Here is a 22708-nt window from a genome sequence, read left to right on the forward strand (position 1 = left end):
AGCAGCACATGGCTCAGCTGATAAGCTTTTGCTCATGGTGCTGCTTTTTTGTTGGATGATCTACCGGAAAGAATCCGGTATTTGGCTGCTGATTGTTTTCGCGGTGTCATTGGTTTCTTTCATTAATATGGATGCCCGTCTGGTGGAAGGGCCAGTGCTAACTGGAAGTTTTCAAGGAGAACTTGTTTTCGGTGAAAGGACAATCGACGGCGACCGCTTGTCAGGATTTGCGACTGACCGTTTTGGCCAAGTCATTTATGCGAGCTATCGAATCCGTTCGATTGAAGAACAGCGGCGATTGCTGCAATTGGGCCCTGCTATGACGCTTCAGGTAGAAGGTGAATATGCAGAACCGAAACAGCCTGCCCATCCATATGCGTTTGATATGGCGGGCTACCTGAAGCGACACAACGCTTCAGGCATGCTTGAGATCAAGACGCTCGAGGCGGCAGTCTCTGGAACGGGGCTTCGTGCCCGTTTGGCTCGGCAGCGCAGTGACTTGATCGAACATATCGAATCGTCTTTCCCGGAATCTTTGGCAGCAGAAGCCCAGGCGCTTTTGCTCGGTGACCGCAGTGGCATGGATACGGAGCAGGCGAGGATCCAGCGGACGCTCGGCATCACCCATCTTTTTGCCATATCGGGGCTCCATGTCGGCATCGTTACGGGCATAGTCTATTTTGTGTTGCTGCGCTTGCGTGTCCGGAAAGGAACGGCGACAGTGCTATTGCTCATGTTACTGCCATTATATTCCGTATTGGCAGGGGCCGCCCCGTCGGTCATGCGGGCATGTGCCATGGTAGCTTTCGTGCTGGCGGCAAAGCTGTTCGGTCTCCACGTATCCGCACTTCAGGCATTGTCAGTGAGTTTCATCCTGTTCTTATGGGTGGATCCTGGCCTCTTACAAGATATCGGCTTTCAATTATCGTACGGGGCGAGTTTCGCGATTATCGCGTCACTGAAATTGATGGAAGGGGCTTCTTTTCTGAAAAGCGGCTTGATTGTCACCGCAGTTTCCCAGCTCTGCCTATATCCTCTCTTGCTGTTCCATTTTTATGAAATTTCCTTATCTGCCTTTTTGGTGAATGCCGTCTATGTGCCTATGTTTACGCTGGTGATTCTGCCTGCGAATTTCATCCTTTTGGCTGCGACCTTCTTGCCGCTGGGCATCGATGCCCTCCTTTTTATGATTTATGAACCGTTTCGCAGCTGGATTGGCGGTGTGACTATGTCTTTGGCGGGTTTGCCGCATCAAGTTTGGACGCCGGGCAGGCCGACTGCCGCTTGGATAGTGTTCATGGCTGCCAGCGTGCTGCTATTCTTTGTCCAGGCCGAAAAGCGCTTCCGTTTCCGTTTATTGTTTATCCTGTTGGTTCCGGCATTATTGTTGACGGCAAAGTCATATTTGGACCCTGGGCTGCATGTCAGTTTTATCGATGTGGGACAGGGCGACAGCACGCTGATCGAACTTCCTTACCGTCAGGCGGTCTATTTGATCGATACCGGGGGAGTGTTGCGTTTTGAAGGGGAGGCATTTCAGGAAAGCGGCAGGCCGTTTGAAGTGGGGCGGCAAACGGTGGTGCCGTATTTGAAAGGGCGCGGCATTTCCGATGTGGATCTTTTGATTTTGAGCCACCCGGATTCGGACCATGCAGAAGGGGCGGATGAAGTGTTTGAGGAATTGGATGTCGAGCACTTGCATATTACGCCTGGATCTGAAACGGCTGCTTTGATGGCAGAACTTTCAGCGTCTGCGAAAGAAGTGGGAGTGGAGACGCCGAAGAGCGGTGCGCGCTGGCTTGCCGGCAATACGCGTTTCCACTATTTATCCCCTGAGGATGAAGTGTATGAAGGCAATGATGATTCATTGGTGTTGCTGATGGACCATCAAGGCCAGCGATTCCTCTTTACAGGAGATCTGGAAAATGAAGGCGAGTCCGGGGTGATCGAGCGGTACGGTCAACAACTAGCCGGCATAACGGTGCTGAAAGTTGGGCACCATGGCAGCAAGACGTCGAGTTCGCAATTTTTCCTGGAAGCGCTGCGGCCGGAAATGTCCATTGTTTCGGCCGGGGCCGATAACCGCTATGGGCATCCGAGCCCTGAAGTGACCGAGCGTTTTCGCGCATTGGGCTTGCCATTGCTGTCGACAGCAGAAAAAGGAACCATCCGCATGACTGTTGAAAGCGGAAAGGTTTACGTCGAATCCAGCCGAAAATAAAAAAGCCCTGGCATCGGCCAGGGCTTTTTGGGTATCAGCGGGCTGCGAATTGCACAACGCCAGCGATGATGAAAATTAGTGCAAAGAAACCAAAGGAAACGACGAAGCCCATCCCTGCATCGATGGCATCGTTGCGTTTGGACTGAACGTTCTGTTCAAATTCATTCATTGAAAATCCCTCCTAGTTGATTTTATTATAAGGGAACGATAATGAAAAATCCATATCGAACTCAACAATGTCAGCCGATTTTGGCCGACGTCACATAACTGTCAAAAGCGGACTTGCACCATGAGGCAGACCGGGCAGCTAAAATCCGGTATAGTAAAAGGCAGAGGGAGTGAAACGAATGATTACATCAATCTGGAAGTCGATACGCGCGGATAAAATCGATCCGGTTTATTTGATCGTCGGGACGGAAAGTTATTTCATCACGAAGACGATTGAATTGCTGAAAGCGCAAATGGCCGAAGCCGGGGAAACGGATGTCTCCACTTTCGACTTGGATGAAGTGCCTGTTAGCCATGTGCTTGAAGAAGCGGATACGATCCCGTTTTTCAGCGACCGGAAATTGATCGTTGCGCGCAATGCTTCGTTCTTGAAAGCGGCGGAACGCGGCAAAGAGAAAATCAACCATGATCTCAAGTCCTTGGAAGCGTGGCTCGAGAATCCCCCCGCGACGAGTGTGACGATTTTCGTGGCGCCATATGAAAAATTGGATGAACGCAAGAAAATCGTCAAGCTGATGAAAAAGAATGTCGTGCTCATCGAAGCGAAATCGCTGCAGCCGCATGAATTGGAAAGCTGGATCGCGCATGAGGCGAAATCCCACGGCAAGACGCTTGAGCGGCAAAGTGCGCAAAAGCTCATCGAAATGGCCGGGACCAATTTGACTTTGCTTGCGTCGGAAATCGAGAAGATGTCCTTATACCTCGGCTCGGAAGAAGAGGACATCACACAGGCCCTCATCGAAGACATGACTGCCCGCACATTAGAGCAGGATGCTTTCAAGATGTTGCAGGCTTATCTCGACGGCGATGTCCAGACAGCGCTCAGTGTCTATTACGACTTGCTGCGCCAAAAGGAAGAGCCGGTCGCGCTCGCCGCGCTGCTCGCCTCCCAGATCCGCTTCATGGTGCATGTCTATTACTTGCAGAAAAAAGGCTATCATGCACAGCAAATTTCCAAGCAGCTGAAAGCACACCCTTACCGCGTCAAATTATTGGTGGAAAAGCGCCGGCAAATTTCGGAAGCGCGCTTGCTTCAAGTGCTCGGCGATTTAGCGGACATCGATCTGCAATTGAAGACCGTTTCCGGAAACCGGGAACGCGTGCTGGAATTCTTCCTCATGAAGCGCGCGGGACATCAAAAGCGAACATCCTGAAAATGGAACGACCCATAAAGCGCTGTCTGCCAAAACGGACAGCGCTTTTTCTATTGTTGCAAAGAAAAAAGCCGGCCCATTGATGGGCCGGCTTTTTGATGCGTTTTACGCTTTTTTCATGAGGCTTGATTTTCTACGGGCAGCAGTGTTTTTGTGGATCAAACCTTTAGAAGCTGCTTTCTCAACTTGTTTGATTGCTGCTTTAAGGGAATCCCCTTTGTTTTCTTCATTGTTGGCTACAGCTTGCTCAGCCTTTTTCACAGAAGAACGCATAGCAGATTTAACAGATGAGTTCTGAGCATTTTTCGTATCGTTCGTGCGAACACGTTTGATTGCAGATTTAATGTTTGGCATATCTTTCACCTCCTAGACAATTTGAGCGGCGGGCATCAGCCTTTGCTCTTCAATGTCTCTATACAACAAAAGTTATTTTATCAAATCGGCTGGCCGAATGCAATAGTTACGTGCAAAGAAGTTTGCCTTGACAGTTGAAGCTTTATGCGGTCATTCATTGCCCAATACCCGCTTGACTGCTATAATTCAAAGTAGTTTATATGGGAGTGAAGAAAATGGACCAAGAACAGAGATTAGCGAGACAACAGAAGATCCGCAACTTTTCCATCATCGCACACATCGATCATGGGAAATCGACGCTGGCCGACCGCATTTTGGAAAGAACCAATGCACTGACAGCACGCGAAATGAAATCCCAATTGCTCGACTCCATGGATTTGGAGCGTGAGCGGGGAATCACCATCAAATTGAATGCCGTCCAGCTCAACTATACAGCAAAAGACGGGGAAACATACATCATGCACTTGATCGACACGCCGGGCCATGTCGATTTCACGTACGAAGTATCAAGAAGCCTGGCTGCGTGTGAAGGCGCTGTGCTCGTCGTCGATGCAGCGCAAGGAATAGAAGCACAAACCCTCGCCAATGTCTATTTGGCGCTCGATAACGATCTCGAGATTCTTCCGGTCATCAATAAAATCGATTTGCCAGCAGCAGACCCTGAGCGCGTGCGCCAGGAAGTCGAGGATGTCATCGGATTAGATGCGTCCGAAGCCGTGCTTGCTTCCGCCAAAGCGGGGATCGGCATCGAAGAGATCCTCGAGCAGGTAGTCGAAAAAGTCCCGCCGCCATCCGGGGACCCGTCCGCACCGCTCAAGGCGATGATCTTCGATTCCTTGTACGACCCGTACCGCGGCGTCGTGGCATATATCCGGATCATGGAAGGTACCGTGAAGCCGGGCGACAAGATCAAGATGATGGCAAGCGGCAAGGAATTCGATGTCGTCGAAGCCGGCGTCTTCACGCCGAAAGTGACATTGCGCGACGAATTGACCGTCGGCGATGTCGGATTCCTGACAGCTTCCATCAAAAACGTCGCGGATTCACGTGTCGGTGATACCATCACCCTTGCCGACAATCCGGCTGAAGAAGCACTGCCGGGTTATCGCCGCTTGAACCCGATGGTCTACTGCGGGATGTATCCGATCGATACATCGAAATACAACGATTTGCGCGAAGCGCTCGAAAAACTGGAATTGAACGATGCTGCCTTGCAATTCGAGCCTGAATCCTCTCAAGCGCTCGGCTTCGGCTATCGCTGCGGATTCCTTGGCCTCTTGCATATGGAGATCATCCAGGAACGGATCGAACGTGAATTCAATATCGACTTGATCACGACGGCACCGAGCGTTATCTACCACGTCCACATGACGGACGGGGAAGTCTTGAATATCGACAACCCGGCGATGATGCCGGACCCGCAAAAGATCGAATACGTCGAAGAGCCATATGTCAAAGCGACTGTCATGGTCCCGAACGATTTCGTTGGCGCCGTCATGGAGATTTGCCAACAGAAGCGCGGCAACTTCATGACCATGGATTATCTCGACAACTCACGCGTCAGCATCATTTATGAATTGCCGCTCGCCGAGATCGTCTACGATTTCTTCGACCAATTGAAATCAGGGACCAAAGGATATGCCTCGTTCGATTATGAATTGATCGGCTACAAGGACTCCAAACTGGTGAAAATGGACATTCTCCTGAATTCGGAGAAAGTCGACGCCTTGAGCTTTATCGTCCATAAGGATTTTGCCTACGAACGCGGGAAAGTCATTGTCGACAAATTGAAGACATTGATTCCGCGCCAACAGTTCGAAGTCCCGATCCAGGCGGCAATCGGCCAGAAGATCGTGGCCCGCCAAACCATCAGCGCCATCCGGAAAAACGTCCTCGCGAAATGCTACGGCGGCGATATTTCCCGTAAGCGCAAACTTCTCGACAAACAGAAGGAAGGGAAAAAGCGGATGAAGCAAGTCGGTTCCGTGGAAGTCCCTCAAGAAGCGTTCATGGCTGTTCTCAAAATGGATGACCAATCCAAATAAACGAAAAAAAGGAGGCGGTTATTCTGCCTCCTTTTCTTATTAGAAAGAAGGATTTCTTATGGTAAAAGGCATGTATATCCATATCCCGTTCTGCCACCAGATTTGTTTTTACTGCGATTTCAATAAAGTGTTTTTCAAAGACCAACCGGTGGATGCCTACATCGAATCGATTGGCAAGGAACTGGCGCTGTGGAAGCAAGAGGGCGCGCTGGAGGAGCCGCTTAAGACGGTCTTTCTCGGCGGTGGGACACCGACAGCCTTGACGCCCGTACAATTGGAACGTTTGCTAGAGTTAATCCACCAATACGTTCCGATGGCCAAAAATGTGGAATGGAGTTCAGAGGCGAATCCGGATGAATTGACGCGCGACAAGATGGAAGTGTTATATAAAGGCGGCGTCAACCGGCTCAGCATGGGCGTCCAGACCTTCGACCAGGATTTGTTGAAGCGGCTCGGCCGCACGCATGCCAATGAGGATGTCTTGCGCGCCGTGGAAACTGCCCGGGAAATCGGCTTTAGTAATATCAGTTTTGACTTGATGTACGGGCTCCCGGGACAGACGATGGCGCAATGGGACGAAACGCTCGAGCGCGCATTCGCATTCGACATGCCGCATTTCTCGGCCTACTCACTGATCATCGAACCGAAAACGGTGTTTTATAATTTGATGGTCAAGGGTAAGCTCAATACGGTGACGGAAGACCTCGAAGGCGATATGTACGAGCGCCTCATGGATGAAATGGCAAAGCAGGGCTTGCATCAATATGAAATCTCCAATTTCGCGAAGCCTGGCCATGAATCCCGCCACAATCTGTTGTACTGGGATAATGAAGAATACATTGGCGTCGGCGCCGGCGCTCACGGCTACGTAAACGGCGTGCGCTATTCCAATCACGGCCCATTGAAAAAATACATGGAGCCATTGGAATCGGGGGAACGGCCGGTGCTTGATTCGACACAAGTGAGCATCAAGGCGAAGATGGAAGAAGAAATGTTCCTCGGCCTTCGCAAAACGACAGGTGTCGACATCGCCCATTTTCAAGAGAAATTTGGCGCCCCGCTGGAAAAAGTGTATGGCGAGATTCTCCGGAACGAAAAGGCGAAAGGCAATTTGGCGGTCGAACAGGGCCGTGTCAAATTGACGCATAAAGGCCGATTCGTCGGCAATGAAGTTTTCGAGCAATTTTTGCTTTCGTAGGAGCGCATCCGTTGACAAGCAAAAAAAGATTTGGTAATTTTAGTGTAGTCTTAGCACTCGAACTCATAGAGTGCTAACAGAGGTGATGATCATGTTAACAGAACGGCAGCTGCTCATTTTGAAAGTGACAGTCGATGATTACATCCAATCAGCGCAGCCGGTAGGATCGAACCAACTAGCTAAAAAGCCGGGCATCACTTCCAGTTCGGCGACCATTCGCAATGAATTGGCTGAGCTCGAAGGCCAGGGCTACCTCGAAAAGACTCACACATCCTCGGGGCGGATTCCGTCTCAAAAAGGCTACCGCTATTATGTGGACCATTTGCTGACGCCGAATCCTGTGCCGCAACAGGACATTGTCCAGCTTCGTTCGGTTTTCGAGGAAAAGGTGACCGAAACCGAGGAAATCATCAAACGTTCGGCTGGCATCCTGTCCGAATTGACGAATTATACGTCGATTCTGCTCGGGCCGGATATCCGCAAACACGTCGTCAAGAAATTGTCGATCGTGCCCCTGTCCCCGGGAATGGCGGTGGCAATCATCGTCACCGACTCGGGCCATGTAGAAAATCGGGTATTCTCCATCCCGCCGGATCTGGACCCATCCGACATCGAAAAGATGGTCAATATCTTGAACGAGCGGCTCATCGGCGTCTCGCTGCACGATTTGCACAAACGCCTCGAGCAGGAAACGCTCGTTCTCTTGCGCCAGCACATCGAGCGCTACGGGGAATTGTTCCGTACGTTCCAGCAGGCATTGCTGCTTCCGCGCGCAGATAATGTGTATTATGGAGGCAAGCTGAACATTTTGAAGCAGCCTGATTTCCACGATATCCAAAAAATCCGTGAATTGATGGACGTGATGGAAGAAGGGAAGCACATTCCTGAGATCCTGCCGATCGGCGCTCAAGGGCTCCAAATCCGCATCGGCTCGGAGAATGCGCTGGCGGCCATGGAAGATTGCTCGGTCATCACGGTATCCTATGATATCGGAGATGAGCAGATGGGCTCCATCGCAATTGTCGGGCCGAAAAGAATGGATTACCGCCGAATCGTCTCGCTGCTGGATTATGTGAGCGGCGATTTGTCGAAAGAGCTGACACGGCTGTTTCAAGGAAAGTGAACCAAAGGAGGCACATATTTTGTCGAATGAAAAAGAAACGATCAAACAACAAGACCTAGAGCAGGAAAAGGCGCAAACCGAGGCGCAGGAAGCTGTTGAAGAAACAGCGGCAACCACCGAAGGGACCGAGCCGGGAACTGTCGAATCGGCTGAACAGGCACAAGCTGAAGAACCTGTGGATGAAACGGCCGAGCTTCAAGCCCAGCTTGAAGAAGAGCAGAATAAATACTTGCGCCTATTGGCAGATTATGACAACTTCAAGCGCCGCACGAAAAAAGATCAGGAATTGGCAAGGGCTTTCCGTTCGCAATCATTATTGACGGATCTCTTGCCGGTCTTGGATAATTTCGACCGCGCGCTCGCTGTTGAAGCGAAAAGTGAAGAATCCGCTTCACTCTTGAAGGGCCTCGAAATGGTCAAGAAATCCTTGGTCGATGCTGTGACAGCCGAAGGTTTGGAAGAGGTAAAGGCGGTCGGTGAACCGTTCGATCCTCATGTCCACCAGGCGGTCATCCAGGAAAACGACCCTGACAGTGAACCGGGAACGGTGTTACAGGAGCTTCAGAAAGGGTATACCCTGAATGGCAGAGTGCTGCGCCCGGCAATGGTCAAAGTGAACGAATAACTGAAATTCAAGAATCTAATGTTAATGGAGGAATTTTAAATGAGCAAAATTATCGGAATTGACTTAGGTACAACAAACTCAGCAGTCGCAGTCCTAGAAGGCGGCGAGCCGAAAATCATCCCGAACCCGGAAGGCAACCGCACGACACCATCCGTCGTATCGTTCAAAAACGGCGAACGTCAAGTCGGTGAAGTAGCGAAACGCCAATCCATCACGAACCCGAACACGATCCAATCCGTCAAACGCTTGATGGGCACACAGGAAAAAGTGACGGCTGAAGGCAAAGAATACACGCCTCAGGAAGTTTCAGCGATGATCCTTCAATACATCAAGGGCTATGCGGAAGACTATCTTGGCGAGAAAGTAACAAAAGCTGTCATCACGGTACCGGCATACTTCAACGATGCCGAACGCCAAGCGACTAAAGACGCTGGCCGCATCGCAGGCCTCGAAGTGGAACGCATCATCAACGAGCCGACAGCGGCAGCTCTTGCCTACGGTCTCGATAAAATGGAAAAAGACGAAACAGTCTTGGTCTATGACCTTGGCGGCGGTACATTCGACGTATCCATCCTAGAACTTGGCGACGGCGTGTTCGAAGTAAAATCGACTGCCGGCGACAACCGCCTGGGCGGCGATGATTTCGATAAGCTGATCATCGACTACCTGGTACAGGAATTCAAGAAAGAAAATGGCATCGACTTGTCGAAAGACAAAATGGCGACACAGCGCCTGAAAGATGCAGCGGAAAAAGCGAAGAAAGATTTGTCAGGCGTAACGACCACTCAAATCTCGTTGCCATTCATCACAGCCGGTGAAGCAGGCCCGCTCCACATGGAAATGAGCCTGTCCCGCGCGAAATTCGACGAGTTGACGTCTTCTCTAGTCGAACGCACGATGGGGCCGACTCGCCAAGCCTTGAAAGATGCAGGCGTTTCCGCATCAGAACTTGACCGCGTCATCCTGGTCGGTGGATCTACACGTATCCCGGCTGTCCAAGAGGCTGTCAAAAAAGAAACAGGCAAAGACCCGCATAAAGGCGTTAACCCGGACGAAGTTGTCGCAATGGGCGCAGCTGTTCAAGGCGGCGTATTGACTGGCGACGTACAAGACGTAGTATTGCTTGACGTTACACCACTATCTCTTGGTATCGAAACAATGGGCGGCGTGTTCACGAAATTAATCGAACGCAACACGACGATCCCGACATCTAAATCCCAAACATTCTCTACTGCAGCGGATAACCAGCCGGCAGTCGATATTCACGTCCTGCAAGGTGAACGCCCGATGGCAGCCGACAACAAAACGCTCGGACGCTTCCAATTGGCGGATATCCCGCCAGCACCGCGCGGCGTACCGCAAATCGAAGTCAGCTTCGACATCGATAAGAACGGTATCGTCAGCGTAAAAGCGAAGGACCTTGGCACGCAAAAAGAACAAACGATCACGATCCAGTCCAGCACGACGCTTACGGACGATGAAATCGACCGCATGGTAAAAGAAGCGGAAGAAAATGCGGAAGCGGATGCGAAGCGCAAAGAAGAAGTCGAGCTTCGCAACGAAGCGGACCAGGCAGTATTTACAACAGATAAAACGATCGAAGACCTTGGCGAAGCCGTTTCTGAAGATGAGAAGAAACAAGCTGAAGCCGCGCGCGATGAACTGAAAACAGCGCTAGAAGGCACGGACATCGAAGATATCCGCACGAAGAAAGATAAACTGCAGGAGCTTCTCCAAGGTTTCGCCATGAAAGCTTACGAGCAAGCAGCGCAGAACCAGCAAGGCGCTGAAGGCGAAGCACAGCAAGGAAACGATGACGGAGTTGTCGATGCCGACTTCGAAGAAGTGAACGACGACAAAGACAAGTAAGATATGCAAGGCCGGAAAAGTCAAAGCAAAGCAACTGCTTTGGCTTTTTCAATGTCTTTGCAAGCGCAATTTAAACCGTGTACAATTACAGTTGACTGCAAGAGGGAGAGTGACCTATGAACAAGCGAGATTATTATGAAGTCCTTGGCGTTTCCAAGGATGCTTCGAAAGAGGAAATCAAGAAAGCCTACCGGAAGCTTTCCAAAAAATATCACCCGGACATCAATAAGGAAGCCGATGCTTCTGAAAAATTCCAGGAAGTCAAGGAAGCCTATGAAGTGTTGAGCGATGACCAAAAACGCGCACAATATGACCAATTCGGCCACCAGGATCCGAACCAAGGATTTGGAGGAGGCTTTGGCGGTGCGGAAGGCTTCGGCTTTGATGATATTTTCAGTACCTTCTTTGGCGGGGGCACGCGCCGCCGCGACCCGAATGCCCCTCGAAAAGGCGATGATCTTCAATATTCGATGACCATCGATTTTCTGGATGCCGTATTCGGCCAGGAGACGGAAATTGAAATCCCGAAAGACGAAACATGCGAAACTTGCGACGGTTCAGGAGCGAAGCCCGGAACGAGCAAGAAGACGTGCCCGTATTGTGAAGGTACCGGCCAGTTGAATGTCGCGCAAGATACGCCATTCGGCCGCATGGTCAACCGCCGCGCCTGCCATCACTGCGAAGGCACCGGCCAGATCATCGAAGAAAAATGCACGACATGCCGCGGTGCAGGCAAAGTAAGAAAAATGAAGAAAATCAAAGTCACAGTACCAGCGGGCGTCGATGACGGGCAGCAATTGCGCGTTTCCGGACAAGGCGGCCCGGGCTTCAACGGGGGCCCTGCCGGCGATCTTTATGTACTGTTCCGCGTCAAGCCACATAAGCAATTCGAACGTGACGGCGATGACATCCATCTGGAATTGCCGATCACTTACCCGCAAGCGGCCCTCGGGGATGAAATTGAAGTCCCGACGGTTTCCGGTAAAGTCAAGCTGAAGATTCCAGCCGGAACGCAAAACGGGGCGCGTTTCCGCCTGCGCGGAAAAGGCGTGCAAAATGTCCATGGATATGGCGTAGGCGATCAGCACATCACGATCAAAGTGAAAGTGCCGACGAAACTGAACGAAAAACAGAAGCAGTTGCTGCGCGAGTTTGCCGAAATTTCCGGAGATATCCCGGAAGAGCAAAGCAGTTCATTGTTCGACAAGATCAAAAGAACCATCAAAGGTGATTAATAGGCAGATAGAGCCTTGGACAAATGGAAAACTCCCGTGCAATAGGGAGTTTTCTGTCTGTTACATAATTGTTCGATAAAGGAGCTGGTCGAAAGTGAAATGGTCTGAGCTGTCGATTCATACAACGAACGAAGCGATTGAATCAATCTCCAATATCCTGCATGAAGCAGGGGCAAGCGGGGTCGTCATCGAGGATTCCGATGATTTGACGAAAGACCGGGAAGATGTGTTCGGCGAAATCTATTCACTCGACCCGGAGGATTTCCCGACAGAAGGCGTCATCCTGAAAGCCTATCTGCCGGTCAATAGCTTTCTCGGGGAAGCCGTGGAAGGCATCAAGCTGGCCATCAACAACCTTGCGGAATTCAATATCAATGTTGGGCGCAATGTCGTCACGATCAGCGAAGTTAATGAAGAAGACTGGGCGACGTCCTGGAAGAAGTATTACCATCCGGTAAAAATTTCCAAGAGGTTCACGATCGTGCCGACATGGGAAACCTATCATCCCGTTTCAAGCGATGAACTGATCATCGAACTCGATCCGGGCATGGCATTCGGGACGGGCACGCATCCGACGACCGTCATGAGCCTGCAGGCACTTGAAAAGCATGTGAAGAAGGGCGATACAGTGATTGATGTCGGGACCGGTTCGGGAGTGCTGGCCATCGGCGCCGCATTGCTTGAAGCAGGGCCGGTGAGGGCGCTGGACCTCGATGAAATCGCCGTGAAAGCCGCTGGGCTGAATGTCAAATTGAACAAAGTGCAAGACCGTGTCCATGTATTCCACGGCAATTTGCTGGATGCGATCGATGACCCGGCCGACGTGGTCGTGGCAAATATCCTCGCTGAAATCATCATGTCGTTTACAGATGATGCGTACCACGCAGTCAAGCCAGGCGGTATGTACATCACTTCAGGCATAATCGTCCAGAAGAAAAATGATGTGAAGCAAGCGCTCGAAGCTTCAGGGTTTGTCATAGAAGACATCATGATGATGGAAGATTGGGTAACGATCATTTCAAAAAAACCGCTATAACGGGGTGCGAACATGCAACGATATTTTTTGGAAGAGAAAGCTTCCGTCAATAACCAATTGGCGATTACAGGTGAGGACGCCAAGCACATCGCCAAAGTGATGCGTCAATCCGTAGGCGACCAGCTGATCGCTGTCGTTTCAGGGAAGGCCCATTTGGCTGAAATCACGGAAATTGCCACAGACGTCCAGATCAGGCTGATCGAAGAGCTTGAGGACCGCAGTGAGTTGCCGAAGAAAGTGACAATCGCATGCGGCCTTCCGAAAGGCGATAAGCTGGAACTGATCACACAAAAAGCGACAGAGCTCGGGATGAGTGCTTTATTGCCTTATTCTGCGGAGCGGTCGATCGTCAAATGGGACAGCGCCAAAAGCGCCAAGAAAATCGAGCGCTTGAAGAAAATCGCCAAGGAAGCGGCTGAGCAATCACATCGCAGCCGCATTCCTGACATACATACAGTGCACAGCTTCAAAGAACTTGTAAATGCGGTGAAGGATTACGACGCAGTCATCGTCGCCTATGAAGAAGAGGCGAAAAAGGGCGGCGGGAAGCGGTTTGCCGAAATTCTAGAATCGTTGTATGATAAAGACTCAATCTTGCTCGTTTTCGGGCCGGAAGGCGGCATTTCGGAAGCGGAAGCGTCGGTACTCAAAGAAGCAGGCGCATTGTTCACTGCGCTAGGCCCGCGCATTTTGCGCACCGAGACGGCGCCGCTTTATGCATTGTCTGCCATATCCTATGAATTTGAATGAAAGAGGTGGCCATCGATGTCAACAGTGGCATTTCATACTTTAGGTTGCAAAGTGAACCATTATGAAACCGAAGCGATTTGGCAATTATTCAAAGAACAGGGCTATGAGCGCACTGATTTTGAACGTCAATCCGACGTTTATGTCATCAATACCTGCACCGTCACCAACACGGGCGATAAAAAAAGCCGCCAAGTGATTCGCCGTGCAGTCCGCTCCAATCCAGATGCGGTCATTTGCGTCACGGGCTGCTATGCCCAGACTTCGCCTGCGGAAATCATGGCGATTCCGGGCGTCGATATTGTCGTGGGCACACAGGACCGGACGAAGCTCCTGCAATACATCGCGCAATACCGTGCCGAGCGTAAGCCGATCAATGCCGTGGGCAATATCATGAAGAACCGCGTATATGAAGAGTTGGATGTGCCCGCCTTTACAGACCGCACGCGTGCTTCGCTGAAAATCCAGGAAGGCTGCAATAATTTCTGCACGTTCTGCATCATTCCGTGGGCGAGGGGCTTGATGCGTTCGCGCGACCCACAGGAAGTGATCCGCCAGGCGCAGCAATTGGTCGATGCCGGTTATCAGGAAATCGTCTTGACCGGCATCCATACCGGAGGCTACGGGGAAGACCTGAAGGACTACAACCTGGCGCAGCTTCTTCGCGACTTGGAGCAGGACGTCAAAGGCTTGAAGCGACTGCGCATCTCATCCATCGAGGCGAGCCAGCTGACGGACGAAGTGATTGCCGTCTTGAAACAATCGGAAATTGTTGTGCGCCATCTCCACATACCGATCCAGTCGGGGTCCGACACGGTCTTGAAACGGATGCGCCGGAAGTACACGATGGCATTTTTCGCGAATCGCCTGGAGCGTTTGCGTGATGCCTTGCCGGATTTGGCGATCACTTCTGACGTCATCGTCGGTTTCCCGGGTGAGACGGAAGAGGAATTCATGGAGACTTTCAATTTCATCCGCGACCACAGGTTCTCGGAGCTGCATGTCTTCCCCTACTCGATGCGTACCGGCACGCCGGCAGCTCGCATGGATGACCAAGTCGATGAAGCGGTCAAGAACGAACGTGTCCACCGCCTGATCGAGTTGAACGATCAACTGGCGAAGGAATACGCCAGCCGTTACGAAGGCGAACTTTTGGAAATCATTCCGGAAGAAGAGTCGAAAGACCATCCGTCAGGCGGCATGCTTGTCGGCTATACGGATAATTACTTGAAAGTCGCCATCCCCGGCGATGAATCGTTGATCGGAAAAATTGTCAAGGTGAAAATCACCAAGGCAGGATACCCGATGAACGAAGGGCAGTTTGTCCGCGTGATGGACAGCGTGCCTGTCTAAAAGAAACCCTACTAGTAGAATGGAGAACTGAATCATGACGAATATTGCATCTTTAATCGACCATACATTGCTAAAAGCGGAAGCTACAGCCCCGCAAATCGAACAGCTTTGCAAAGAAGCCGCAGAATATAATTTCGCCTCGGTTTGCGTTAACCCGGCATGGGTCGCGCTTGCAGCCGAACACCTTGAACAAAGCGAAGTGAAAGTGTGCACGGTCATCGGCTTCCCGCTCGGCGCATCGACTTCTGAAACGAAAGCCTTCGAAACGAAAGACGCCATTGAAAAAGGCGCTGGCGAAATCGATATGGTGCTGAACATCGGCGCGTTGAAAAGCGGCCAGGCAGACCTCGTGAAATCGGACGTCGAGGCGGTCGTGAATGCGGCGAAAGGGAAAGCGGTCGTTAAAGTCATCCTTGAAACGTGCTTGCTGACGGACGAGGAAATCCAGTTGGCCAGCCGCCTGTCAAAAGAAGCCGGAGCCGATTTCGTCAAAACATCCACTGGTTTCTCCACGGGCGGAGCGACTGTCGAAGCGGTCCGTTTGATGCGTGAAACGGTCGGTCCTGACTTGGGCGTTAAAGCTTCAGGTGGCGTCCGCAGCCTGGAAGACGTGGAGAAAATGGTCGAAGCCGGAGCGACGCGCATCGGCGCAAGTTCAGGCGTCCAGATCATGCAGGGCCTCACTTCAGACAACGATTATTAAGTATTGACGAAGGCCGGATCATGCGTTATAATTTTCTAGTATATAACACTTGTTGTTATTTGCTTCAACGTGTGTTCGGAGGGAGGGAAAAAGAGATGTCAAAAACTACAGTTCGTAAAAACGAATCAATTGAAGATGCTCTTCGCCGCTTCAAACGCACTGTTTCGAAGTCCGGAACAATGCAAGAGGTAAGAAAGCGCGAGTATTATGATAAGCCGAGCGTGAAACGTAAATTGAAATCAGAAGCTGCGCGTAAACGTAAATTTTAATTGACTTTGAACTTAAATGACTTTTAAAAATAGCAACGAACAGCTAAGACCGGAAGCACAATTGTGCTTCCGGTTTTTTTATGCCTTAAAACGGTCACTTAATGGCGAAGATGTAAGCGCATTCCATCGTAACTTGGGGAAGATTGCTTTATAATGAAAAAAGAAGCCGGCTTTTGAAACCGCAGCTCAATTCATCCGTATACATAATTATCCTAAAGTTTTCATGAAGGAGAGGGGGAACTTGCCGTGCGTAGAAAAAAAGCATGGATCGGCTTCTTGTTCCTGGTTGCCGCATTTGCTTTAGCCATTCCGGCCATCTCGGCCGATAATGGGAAAGTCTATGTCATCCCGATCGAAGCGGAAGTGGAGCGGGGCTTGCAATCATTTCTGGAGCGGGGCATTGAAGAAGCCGAGGAAGCCGGTGCGGAAGCCATAGTCTTTGAAATCGATACTCCAGGCGGTTTCGTCAATGCCGCCGACGGCATCGCCCGCCTATTGGATGAAGCCGACCCTGAAACACTCGCTTTCATCAATCAGGACGCGTTGTCGGCTGGCGCATTCCTGGCCTTGCATAACGATGAAATCTATATGCATCCGAATGGCCGGATGGGAGCGGCGCAAGTCATCGACCAATCAGGCAACGCAGCTGCCGATAAGGCAAATTCCGCTTGGCTTGCTTCGATGAGAAGTGCTGCGGAATCTTCAGGCCGCAATCCTCAATATGCTTTGGCGATGGCGGATGCCAGCATCGACCTGCCGGAATACCGGGCAGCGGAAGGTGACTTGTTGACGCTCGGTGCCCAGGAAGCGCTCGACGTCGGCTATTCGGAAGGGACCGTGTCCTCTCTCGATGAACTTCTGGAGATCAAAGGCCTGTCCGGCGCTGAAGTGATCCAAGTGGAAGAAAATTGGTCCGAGACGCTGGCGCGTTTCCTGACGAGCCCGATCGTGGTCCCGATCTTATTATCGGTGGCTGGGCTTGGCCTATTGCTTGAGTTGTTCACCCCGGGGGTAGGGATTCCCGGATTCTTCGGGCTGTTTTCACTGATGCTGTTCTTCTATGGCCATTTGGTGGCAGGGCTGGCGGGCTATGAATCGATCCTGCTGCTGGTCTTTGGTCTCGGCCTGATACTCCTGGAGTTTTTCGTCCCGGGCGGCATCCTCGGGATCCTCGGGATACTGGCGGTCATCGGAAGTGTGCTATTAGCGGGTGAAGACGTCCAGACAACAGCAATCGCAATCTTGATTGCATTACTTGTAGCTTCAGCAGGGATGGTGATTTTAGTGAAATTTTTCGGGAAGAAATTGAGCATGTTCAAACGGATCATTCTGACCGATGCCACCGATACCGAGCATGGCTATGTATCGGCCGTCAACCGTCCGGAACTCATCGGCCAGATTGCCCGCTCCACCACCGCCCTTAGGCCTTCCGGCACCATCCGTCTCGGTGATGAATACATCGATGCGGTATCCGAAGGGCGGTTTATCGACAGCAACAAAGATGTTAAAATTATCAAGGTAGAAGGGTCTCGCATCGTTGTGCGTGAACTCGAAAAACAAGAGGAGGAAGAATAAATGGGACTTGAAACAATCGGCCTGGGCGCTGCGATAATTGCCATTATCGTCGTACTTGCCATCTTTTTCACATTCGTACCGGTCACATTATGGATCTCGGCTTTGGCGGCCGGCGTCCGCATCAGCATCTTCACATTGATCGGGATGAGATTGCGCCGGGTTATCCCATCGCGCATCGTCAACCCATTGATCAAGGCTTCTAAAGCCGGCCTTTCCGTTCAGATCAACCAATTGGAAAGCCATTACTTGGCTGGCGGTAACGTCGACCGTGTCGTCAACGCATTGATCGCAGCACACCGTGCCAATATCGACTTGCCGTTCGAACGCGCAGCAGCCATCGACCTTGCCGGCCGTGACGTGCTGGAAGCGGTACAAATGTCGGTCAACCCGAAAGTCATCGAAACGCCATTCATTGCCGGTGTTGCGATGGATGGGATCGAAGTGAAAGCGAAAGCGCGCATTACCGTACGTGCCAATATCGACCGCCTTGTCGGTGGTGCGGGCGAAGAAACCATCGTTGCCCGTGTCGGTGAAGGTATCGTTTCGACACTCGGTTCAAGCACTAACCATAAGAAAGTCCTTGAAAACCCGGATCTCATTTCCCAAACCGTTCTTGGCAAAGGGCTGGATTCCGGTACTGCATTTGAAATCCTGTCGATCGATATTGCAGACGTTGATATCGGCAAGAACATCGGCGCGGAGCTTCAGACGGAACAAGCCGATGCCGATAAGAAAATCGCCCAGGCTAAAGCCGAGGAACGCCGCGCAATGGCTGTAGCCAGCGAACAGGAAATGAAAGCGAAAGTCGTCCAGATGCGCGCGAAAGTTGTCGAAGCCGAAGCCGAAGTGCCGATGGCGATGTCAGAAGCGCTGCGTTCAGGGAATATCGGCGTGATGGATTATATCAATTATAAGAACGTGCAAGCCGATACGAGCATGCGCGAATCCATTTCGAAGAGCGGAACGGAAAAGCAAGAGGACGAGAACTAATAAGCTCCGCCATAACTTAAGGGAGGTTTTGGAATGGAACCCCTCATCATGATGCTGATCATTGCGGCTGTCAGTGCCTTGTTCGGTAAAGACAAGAAGAAAGACGCCAATCAGCAAAAAGGCCGTCAGACGACGCGCCAACAAGTCCCAGGCGCTCCTCGATCCGCACAGCAGAGGCAACAGCAATCGCCAACAGGCGGGCAGCGAAGCTTTAAGCGAATTGAAGATTATGCCAAGGAGATCTACGGCGAGTTTCAATCCCAGATGGAGAGCGATCCGAAACGGGCAGAACAAGCCCGCCAGGTCAAGGAACAGGCAGAACGCGCCAAGACCCGCGCCATGGAGGAAGTTGAGAAACGGGCTCCGGTGCAGGCCAAGCAAGCTGCCGAGCAGGTAAGTCGCCCTGGAAGATTAAGCGCCCATCGACAAGAGCCCCTGAAACGGGCAACGGGAGATGAAAAAGAGCGGGATCTGCTGCCCCTGGATGGGCAAGACGTAAGAAGAGGCATCATCATGGCGGAGATTTTACAACCGCCTAAAGCAAAGCGACAAAAACAAGGCCGGCATATTTAATGCCGGTTTTTTTTATGGTAGTAAAATTATTTATAATATTATTATGTAAACTGAATTTGATGAATTAATTTACATTTTCATATAGAAAATGATAGAGTTGAGGAGAAATAAAAACATGATCCAAGGAGCGTCTAAATGACAAATAACAGCCTACTCGAATTGCATGTGAAAGACCCGAACGAAGCGGTCCTGCTTCTCGGCACATCCGACAGCCACTTGTCGCTGATCGAAGAATCTTTTGATATACACATCATCACCCGCGGCGAGGTGATTCGCCTGGAGGGGTCCGAAGAGGGACGCCGGACGGTGAAACTGCTGCTTGAGCAATTATTGAAGGTCATCCGGAAAGGCATCAATATCGACCAGCGCGATATCGTTTCCGCTATCGAGATGGCGAAAAACGGGACGATCGAATATTTTGCGGAACTTTATGATGAGGAAGTGGCACGCAGCGCGACCGGCCGTTCCATCCGTGCCAAGACGATCGGGCAGCGCCATTATATCCATGCCATCAAAAGAAGTGATATGGTATTCGGGATCGGCCCGGCCGGAACCGGGAAAACATATTTAGCGGTCGTGCTGGCGGTGCAAGCATTGAAAAACGGCCAAGTGAAAAAAATCGTCCTGACACGCCCTGCGGTTGAAGCGGGTGAGAGCCTCGGATTTTTGCCTGGCGATTTGAAGGAAAAAGTCGATCCGTATTTGCGTCCTCTTTATGATGCTTTGCATGATGTCATGGGCCAGGAGCAGACCAACCGCCTGATTGAGCGCGGCACGATTGAAGTGGCGCCGCTCGCCTATATGAGGGGCCGCACGCTCGAGGAGGCGTTCATCATCCTCGATGAATCCCAGAATACGACGAAAGCGCAGATGAAAATGTTTTTGACGCGTCTTGGCTTTAATTCCAAGATGATCATTACCGGCGATAAAACACAGATAGATTTGCCTCGCGGGGCGGAGTCCGGATTGATCGCCGCAGAAAAGAATCTGCACGGAGTCAAAGGAATCGCGTTCCAATACTTGGAAAAAGGCGATGTCGTACGCCATCCGCTCGTCTCCAAGATCATCGAAGCTTACGAGAACCAGCCTGGCTAAGGCTGGTTCTTTTTTTCGGAAGTTTCCCCAAAGGATCTCGTTTATCCTTATCGGAAAGATAGGTCAGCTAAGAGCGTATTCGGGTCCGGTAAATTGTTATTAATTTGTAAGGGACGATGAAAAAAGGACGATGTATTGGTATGATGAAGGAAGAATAGTGAGGTGGTCAAATGGCGGGATGGATCAGGCGCATTTACTTGCGGTTCGGGGCTCCTGTAGTCTTGATCGGCATCAGTTTCATGACAGCGTTGCTCATGTTCGGATTTCTATACGATACGATGGCAACCGATACATACAAAGTCGAGTTATTCCAATTATCCGAAGAAACGATACGGGCGGCAAAAACTGTCGAAGACCCGGTAAGGACGGAACTTGAAAGGGAACGGGCGGCAGCGGAAGTGCAGCCGAGCTACCGGTATATCGAGAAGATTGCCGATAATCAGGCGTCAGTCGTCGATTCGCTGTTCGGCTACGTCCTTGAAGCGAAGCGGGCCAATGAGACCGGCGGGGAGGATGAACCGGACCCGCGTGATGCCGATGAGGCGTTAAGCAGTTTACGCGAATCGACCCGCTTGCTCGAACAAAATGAAAACGGGCTACGCTTGACTGACGATATGCTATATTCGCTGCTCGCACTCGACGATGAAGTGCTGATGCGCGTCGAACGGGAAGTGCGAAACCAAGTGCTGGCTGTTTTGCAGGAGCCACTGCGCGATGCGGGGCTTATGCAAGCGCGCAATGCGGCTGAGCAGGAAATCCGCAGAAACGACCAAGTTCCGGCTTCTGCCATCCCAGCTGCGGTAGCCATCACGAGAGCGAATATCATACCGAATGAGATGATCAATGAAGAACTGACGGAACAACAGCAAGAACAGGCGCGGGCCAGTGTGGAACCGACCCGCATCCTGCAGGGGCAAGTGCTCATCCAGGAAGGGCAATTGATCGACCGGGAAGTGTACCGGCAGCTCGAACTTGCAGGCATGACCGAACAGCAATCGAATTATCGGCCGTTGCTTGCCTTGAGCTTATTGGTGCTCATTGCGGCCGGATTGTTGCTCCTCGTATTGCAAAGCGCGAAAGTGGAAGGGGTCAAAAAAGCCATCCGCTTGACGATCGTCTTTGTGGTCGTCGCTTTGTCACTGGCCATCATGAAGCTGCTCGAGATCATCAGCGGCAATTTTGAAGTGGTCATCGATTTCATGTATCCAACGGCTCTGGCGGGCATATTGGTGCGTTTATTGATCGACGAGCGGACCGCTGTGTATGTGACAATCCTGCTCAGCGCCAGTGCCGGCATGATGCTGCAAAGCGGCTATGCGGGGATTTTCCAGATGGATTCCGCACTGTATGTGTTATTTGGCGGCCTGACGGGGATATACTTAATACGCAATGGGCATAGAAGCATACGCATCCTGCCGATCAGCCTGGCAGTCGGCGGTGTCCATTTGCTCTACGTGGCATTTTACTTGTTGGTAAACCAAAGCCAATACAGTGCAGAAGAAGTCGCTTTCTATGTGGCAGCGGCTCTGGCAGCCGGATTACTATCGGGGACGCTCGCGACAGGATTATTGCCGCTGTTTGAAACGGCGTTCGGCATCCTGTCGACGATGAAGCTGCTTGAGTTGTCGAATCCGAACCATCCGCTGCTCAAGAAGATCCTGACCGAGACGCCTGGGACCTATCACCACAGTGTCATGGTGGCAAACCTTTCGGATGCGGCATGCGAGGCTATCGGGGCGAACGGATTGCTGGCGCGGGTCGGCTGTTATTATCACGATATCGGGAAGACCATCAATCCCCAATATTTCATCGAGAATCAATCCCATGGCAACCCGCATGACCACCTGACGCCGGAACAGAGCCGTGACATCATTCTCGCGCACGGAAAAGACGGGGCGGCGATATTGCGCAAGCAGAAGATGCCGAAAGAATTGATCGATATCGCGGAACAGCATCATGGCACGACTTTATTGAAATTCTTCTATCATAAAGCGAAAGAGCAGAATGACGCGCTTTCTGAACAGGAATACCGCTATTCTGGGCCGAAACCGCAGAGCCGGGAAATCGCCATCATCATGGTGGCCGATAGCCTGGAAGCCGCGGTACGTTCGATGGATTCGCCGAGTACGGAGAAAATCCGCAAGATGGTCGATGCCATCACGGAAGATAAGTTGAAAGATGGACAGTTCGATGAATGTGATATAACGTTAAAAGAACTGAAACGGGTCAAAAGTGTCATGTGCGAAACCTTGAACGGGATCTTCCATTCAAGAATCGCCTATCCTGATGATCAAAAATAATTCACTGGAGGAGGC

20 protein-coding genes are annotated in these 22708 nt (G+C 51.3%); 18 read left to right on the forward strand and 2 right to left on the reverse strand.

The window, feature by feature from the left end:
* Positions 1-55: 55 nt before the first annotated feature.
* On the forward strand, positions 56-2221 hold the full coding sequence (locus BBI15_RS07570; protein ID WP_237150922.1) for a DNA internalization-related competence protein ComEC/Rec2: 2166 nt from the start codon (positions 56-58) through the stop codon (positions 2219-2221).
* A gap of 34 nt (positions 2222-2255) precedes the next feature.
* Here the strand turns inward: BBI15_RS07570 and BBI15_RS16250 are convergent, their stop codons facing one another.
* Positions 2256-2390 carry a YqzM family protein gene (locus tag BBI15_RS16250; protein ID WP_006828710.1) on the reverse strand — a complete coding sequence of 45 codons (135 nt, stop codon included), beginning with the start codon at positions 2388-2390 and terminating at the stop codon, positions 2256-2258.
* Positions 2391-2568: 178 nt separating this feature from the next.
* Between BBI15_RS16250 and holA the strand changes: the two genes are divergently transcribed.
* The gene (gene holA, locus BBI15_RS07575; protein ID WP_068869007.1) at positions 2569-3603 is read left to right on the forward strand and encodes a DNA polymerase III subunit delta; all 1035 of its coding nucleotides are present in this window, start codon (positions 2569-2571) and stop codon (positions 3601-3603) included.
* 105 nt (positions 3604-3708) lie between these two features.
* Here holA and rpsT read toward each other — a convergent pair whose 3' ends face one another.
* Positions 3709-3957: a 30S ribosomal protein S20 gene (gene rpsT / locus BBI15_RS07580; protein WP_068869008.1), complete on the reverse strand. Its 249-nt coding sequence runs from the start codon at positions 3955-3957 to the stop codon at positions 3709-3711.
* Between the two features lie 215 nt (positions 3958-4172).
* Here rpsT and lepA point away from each other — a divergent pair, with 215 nt between their 5' ends.
* From lepA to BBI15_RS07660, 16 genes are all read left to right on the forward strand, one after another.
* On the forward strand, positions 4173-6002 hold the full coding sequence (gene lepA / locus BBI15_RS07585) for a translation elongation factor 4 (protein WP_068869009.1): 1830 nt from the start codon (positions 4173-4175) through the stop codon (positions 6000-6002).
* 58 nt (positions 6003-6060) lie between these two features.
* Entirely contained in the window at positions 6061-7200 is a 1140-nt protein-coding gene (gene hemW, locus BBI15_RS07590; RefSeq protein WP_068869010.1) for a radical SAM family heme chaperone HemW, read from the forward strand.
* 91 nt (positions 7201-7291) lie between these two features.
* Complete coding sequence (gene hrcA, locus BBI15_RS07595; protein ID WP_068869011.1) at positions 7292-8323, forward strand: heat-inducible transcriptional repressor HrcA; 1032 nt, start codon at positions 7292-7294, stop codon at positions 8321-8323.
* A 19-nt stretch (positions 8324-8342) separates the two neighbouring features.
* Entirely contained in the window at positions 8343-8948 is a 606-nt protein-coding gene (gene grpE, locus BBI15_RS07600; protein WP_068869012.1) for a nucleotide exchange factor GrpE, read from the forward strand.
* 39 nt (positions 8949-8987) lie between these two features.
* Positions 8988-10817, forward strand: coding sequence for a molecular chaperone DnaK (gene dnaK / locus BBI15_RS07605; RefSeq protein WP_068869013.1), 1830 nt, complete (start codon positions 8988-8990; stop codon positions 10815-10817).
* 116 nt (positions 10818-10933) lie between these two features.
* Positions 10934-12052: a molecular chaperone DnaJ gene (gene dnaJ / locus BBI15_RS07610; protein ID WP_068869014.1), complete on the forward strand. Its 1119-nt coding sequence runs from the start codon at positions 10934-10936 to the stop codon at positions 12050-12052.
* A 94-nt stretch (positions 12053-12146) separates the two neighbouring features.
* Entirely contained in the window at positions 12147-13088 is a 942-nt protein-coding gene (gene prmA / locus BBI15_RS07615; RefSeq protein WP_068869015.1) for a 50S ribosomal protein L11 methyltransferase, read from the forward strand.
* A gap of 12 nt (positions 13089-13100) precedes the next feature.
* Entirely contained in the window at positions 13101-13838 is a 738-nt protein-coding gene (locus BBI15_RS07620; RefSeq protein WP_068869016.1) for a 16S rRNA (uracil(1498)-N(3))-methyltransferase, read from the forward strand.
* 15 nt (positions 13839-13853) lie between these two features.
* A complete protein-coding gene (gene mtaB / locus BBI15_RS07625) occupies positions 13854-15188 on the forward strand; it encodes a tRNA (N(6)-L-threonylcarbamoyladenosine(37)-C(2))-methylthiotransferase MtaB (protein WP_068869017.1) in 1335 nt (444 codons plus the stop codon).
* A gap of 34 nt (positions 15189-15222) precedes the next feature.
* Positions 15223-15891 carry a deoxyribose-phosphate aldolase gene (gene deoC / locus BBI15_RS07630; RefSeq protein ID WP_068869018.1) on the forward strand — a complete coding sequence of 223 codons (669 nt, stop codon included), beginning with the start codon at positions 15223-15225 and terminating at the stop codon, positions 15889-15891.
* Positions 15892-15986: 95 nt separating this feature from the next.
* Positions 15987-16160, forward strand: coding sequence for a 30S ribosomal protein S21 (gene rpsU, locus BBI15_RS07635; RefSeq protein WP_006828698.1), 174 nt, complete (start codon positions 15987-15989; stop codon positions 16158-16160).
* Between the two features lie 246 nt (positions 16161-16406).
* Positions 16407-17735 carry an NfeD family protein gene (locus tag BBI15_RS07640; protein WP_068869019.1) on the forward strand — a complete coding sequence of 443 codons (1329 nt, stop codon included), beginning with the start codon at positions 16407-16409 and terminating at the stop codon, positions 17733-17735.
* A complete protein-coding gene (gene floA / locus BBI15_RS07645; RefSeq protein WP_068869020.1) occupies positions 17736-18725 on the forward strand; it encodes a flotillin-like protein FloA in 990 nt (329 codons plus the stop codon).
* A gap of 33 nt (positions 18726-18758) precedes the next feature.
* Positions 18759-19298 carry a hypothetical protein gene (locus BBI15_RS07650; protein WP_068869021.1) on the forward strand — a complete coding sequence of 180 codons (540 nt, stop codon included), beginning with the start codon at positions 18759-18761 and terminating at the stop codon, positions 19296-19298.
* Positions 19299-19433: 135 nt separating this feature from the next.
* Positions 19434-20393: a PhoH family protein gene (locus BBI15_RS07655; protein ID WP_068869022.1), complete on the forward strand. Its 960-nt coding sequence runs from the start codon at positions 19434-19436 to the stop codon at positions 20391-20393.
* 170 nt (positions 20394-20563) lie between these two features.
* The gene (locus tag BBI15_RS07660) at positions 20564-22693 is read left to right on the forward strand and encodes an HD family phosphohydrolase (protein ID WP_068869023.1); all 2130 of its coding nucleotides are present in this window, start codon (positions 20564-20566) and stop codon (positions 22691-22693) included.
* Positions 22694-22708 lie beyond the last annotated feature (15 nt).

Source organism: Planococcus plakortidis (assembly GCF_001687605.2).
Classification (GTDB): Bacteria; Bacillota; Bacilli; order Bacillales_A; family Planococcaceae; genus Planococcus; species Planococcus plakortidis.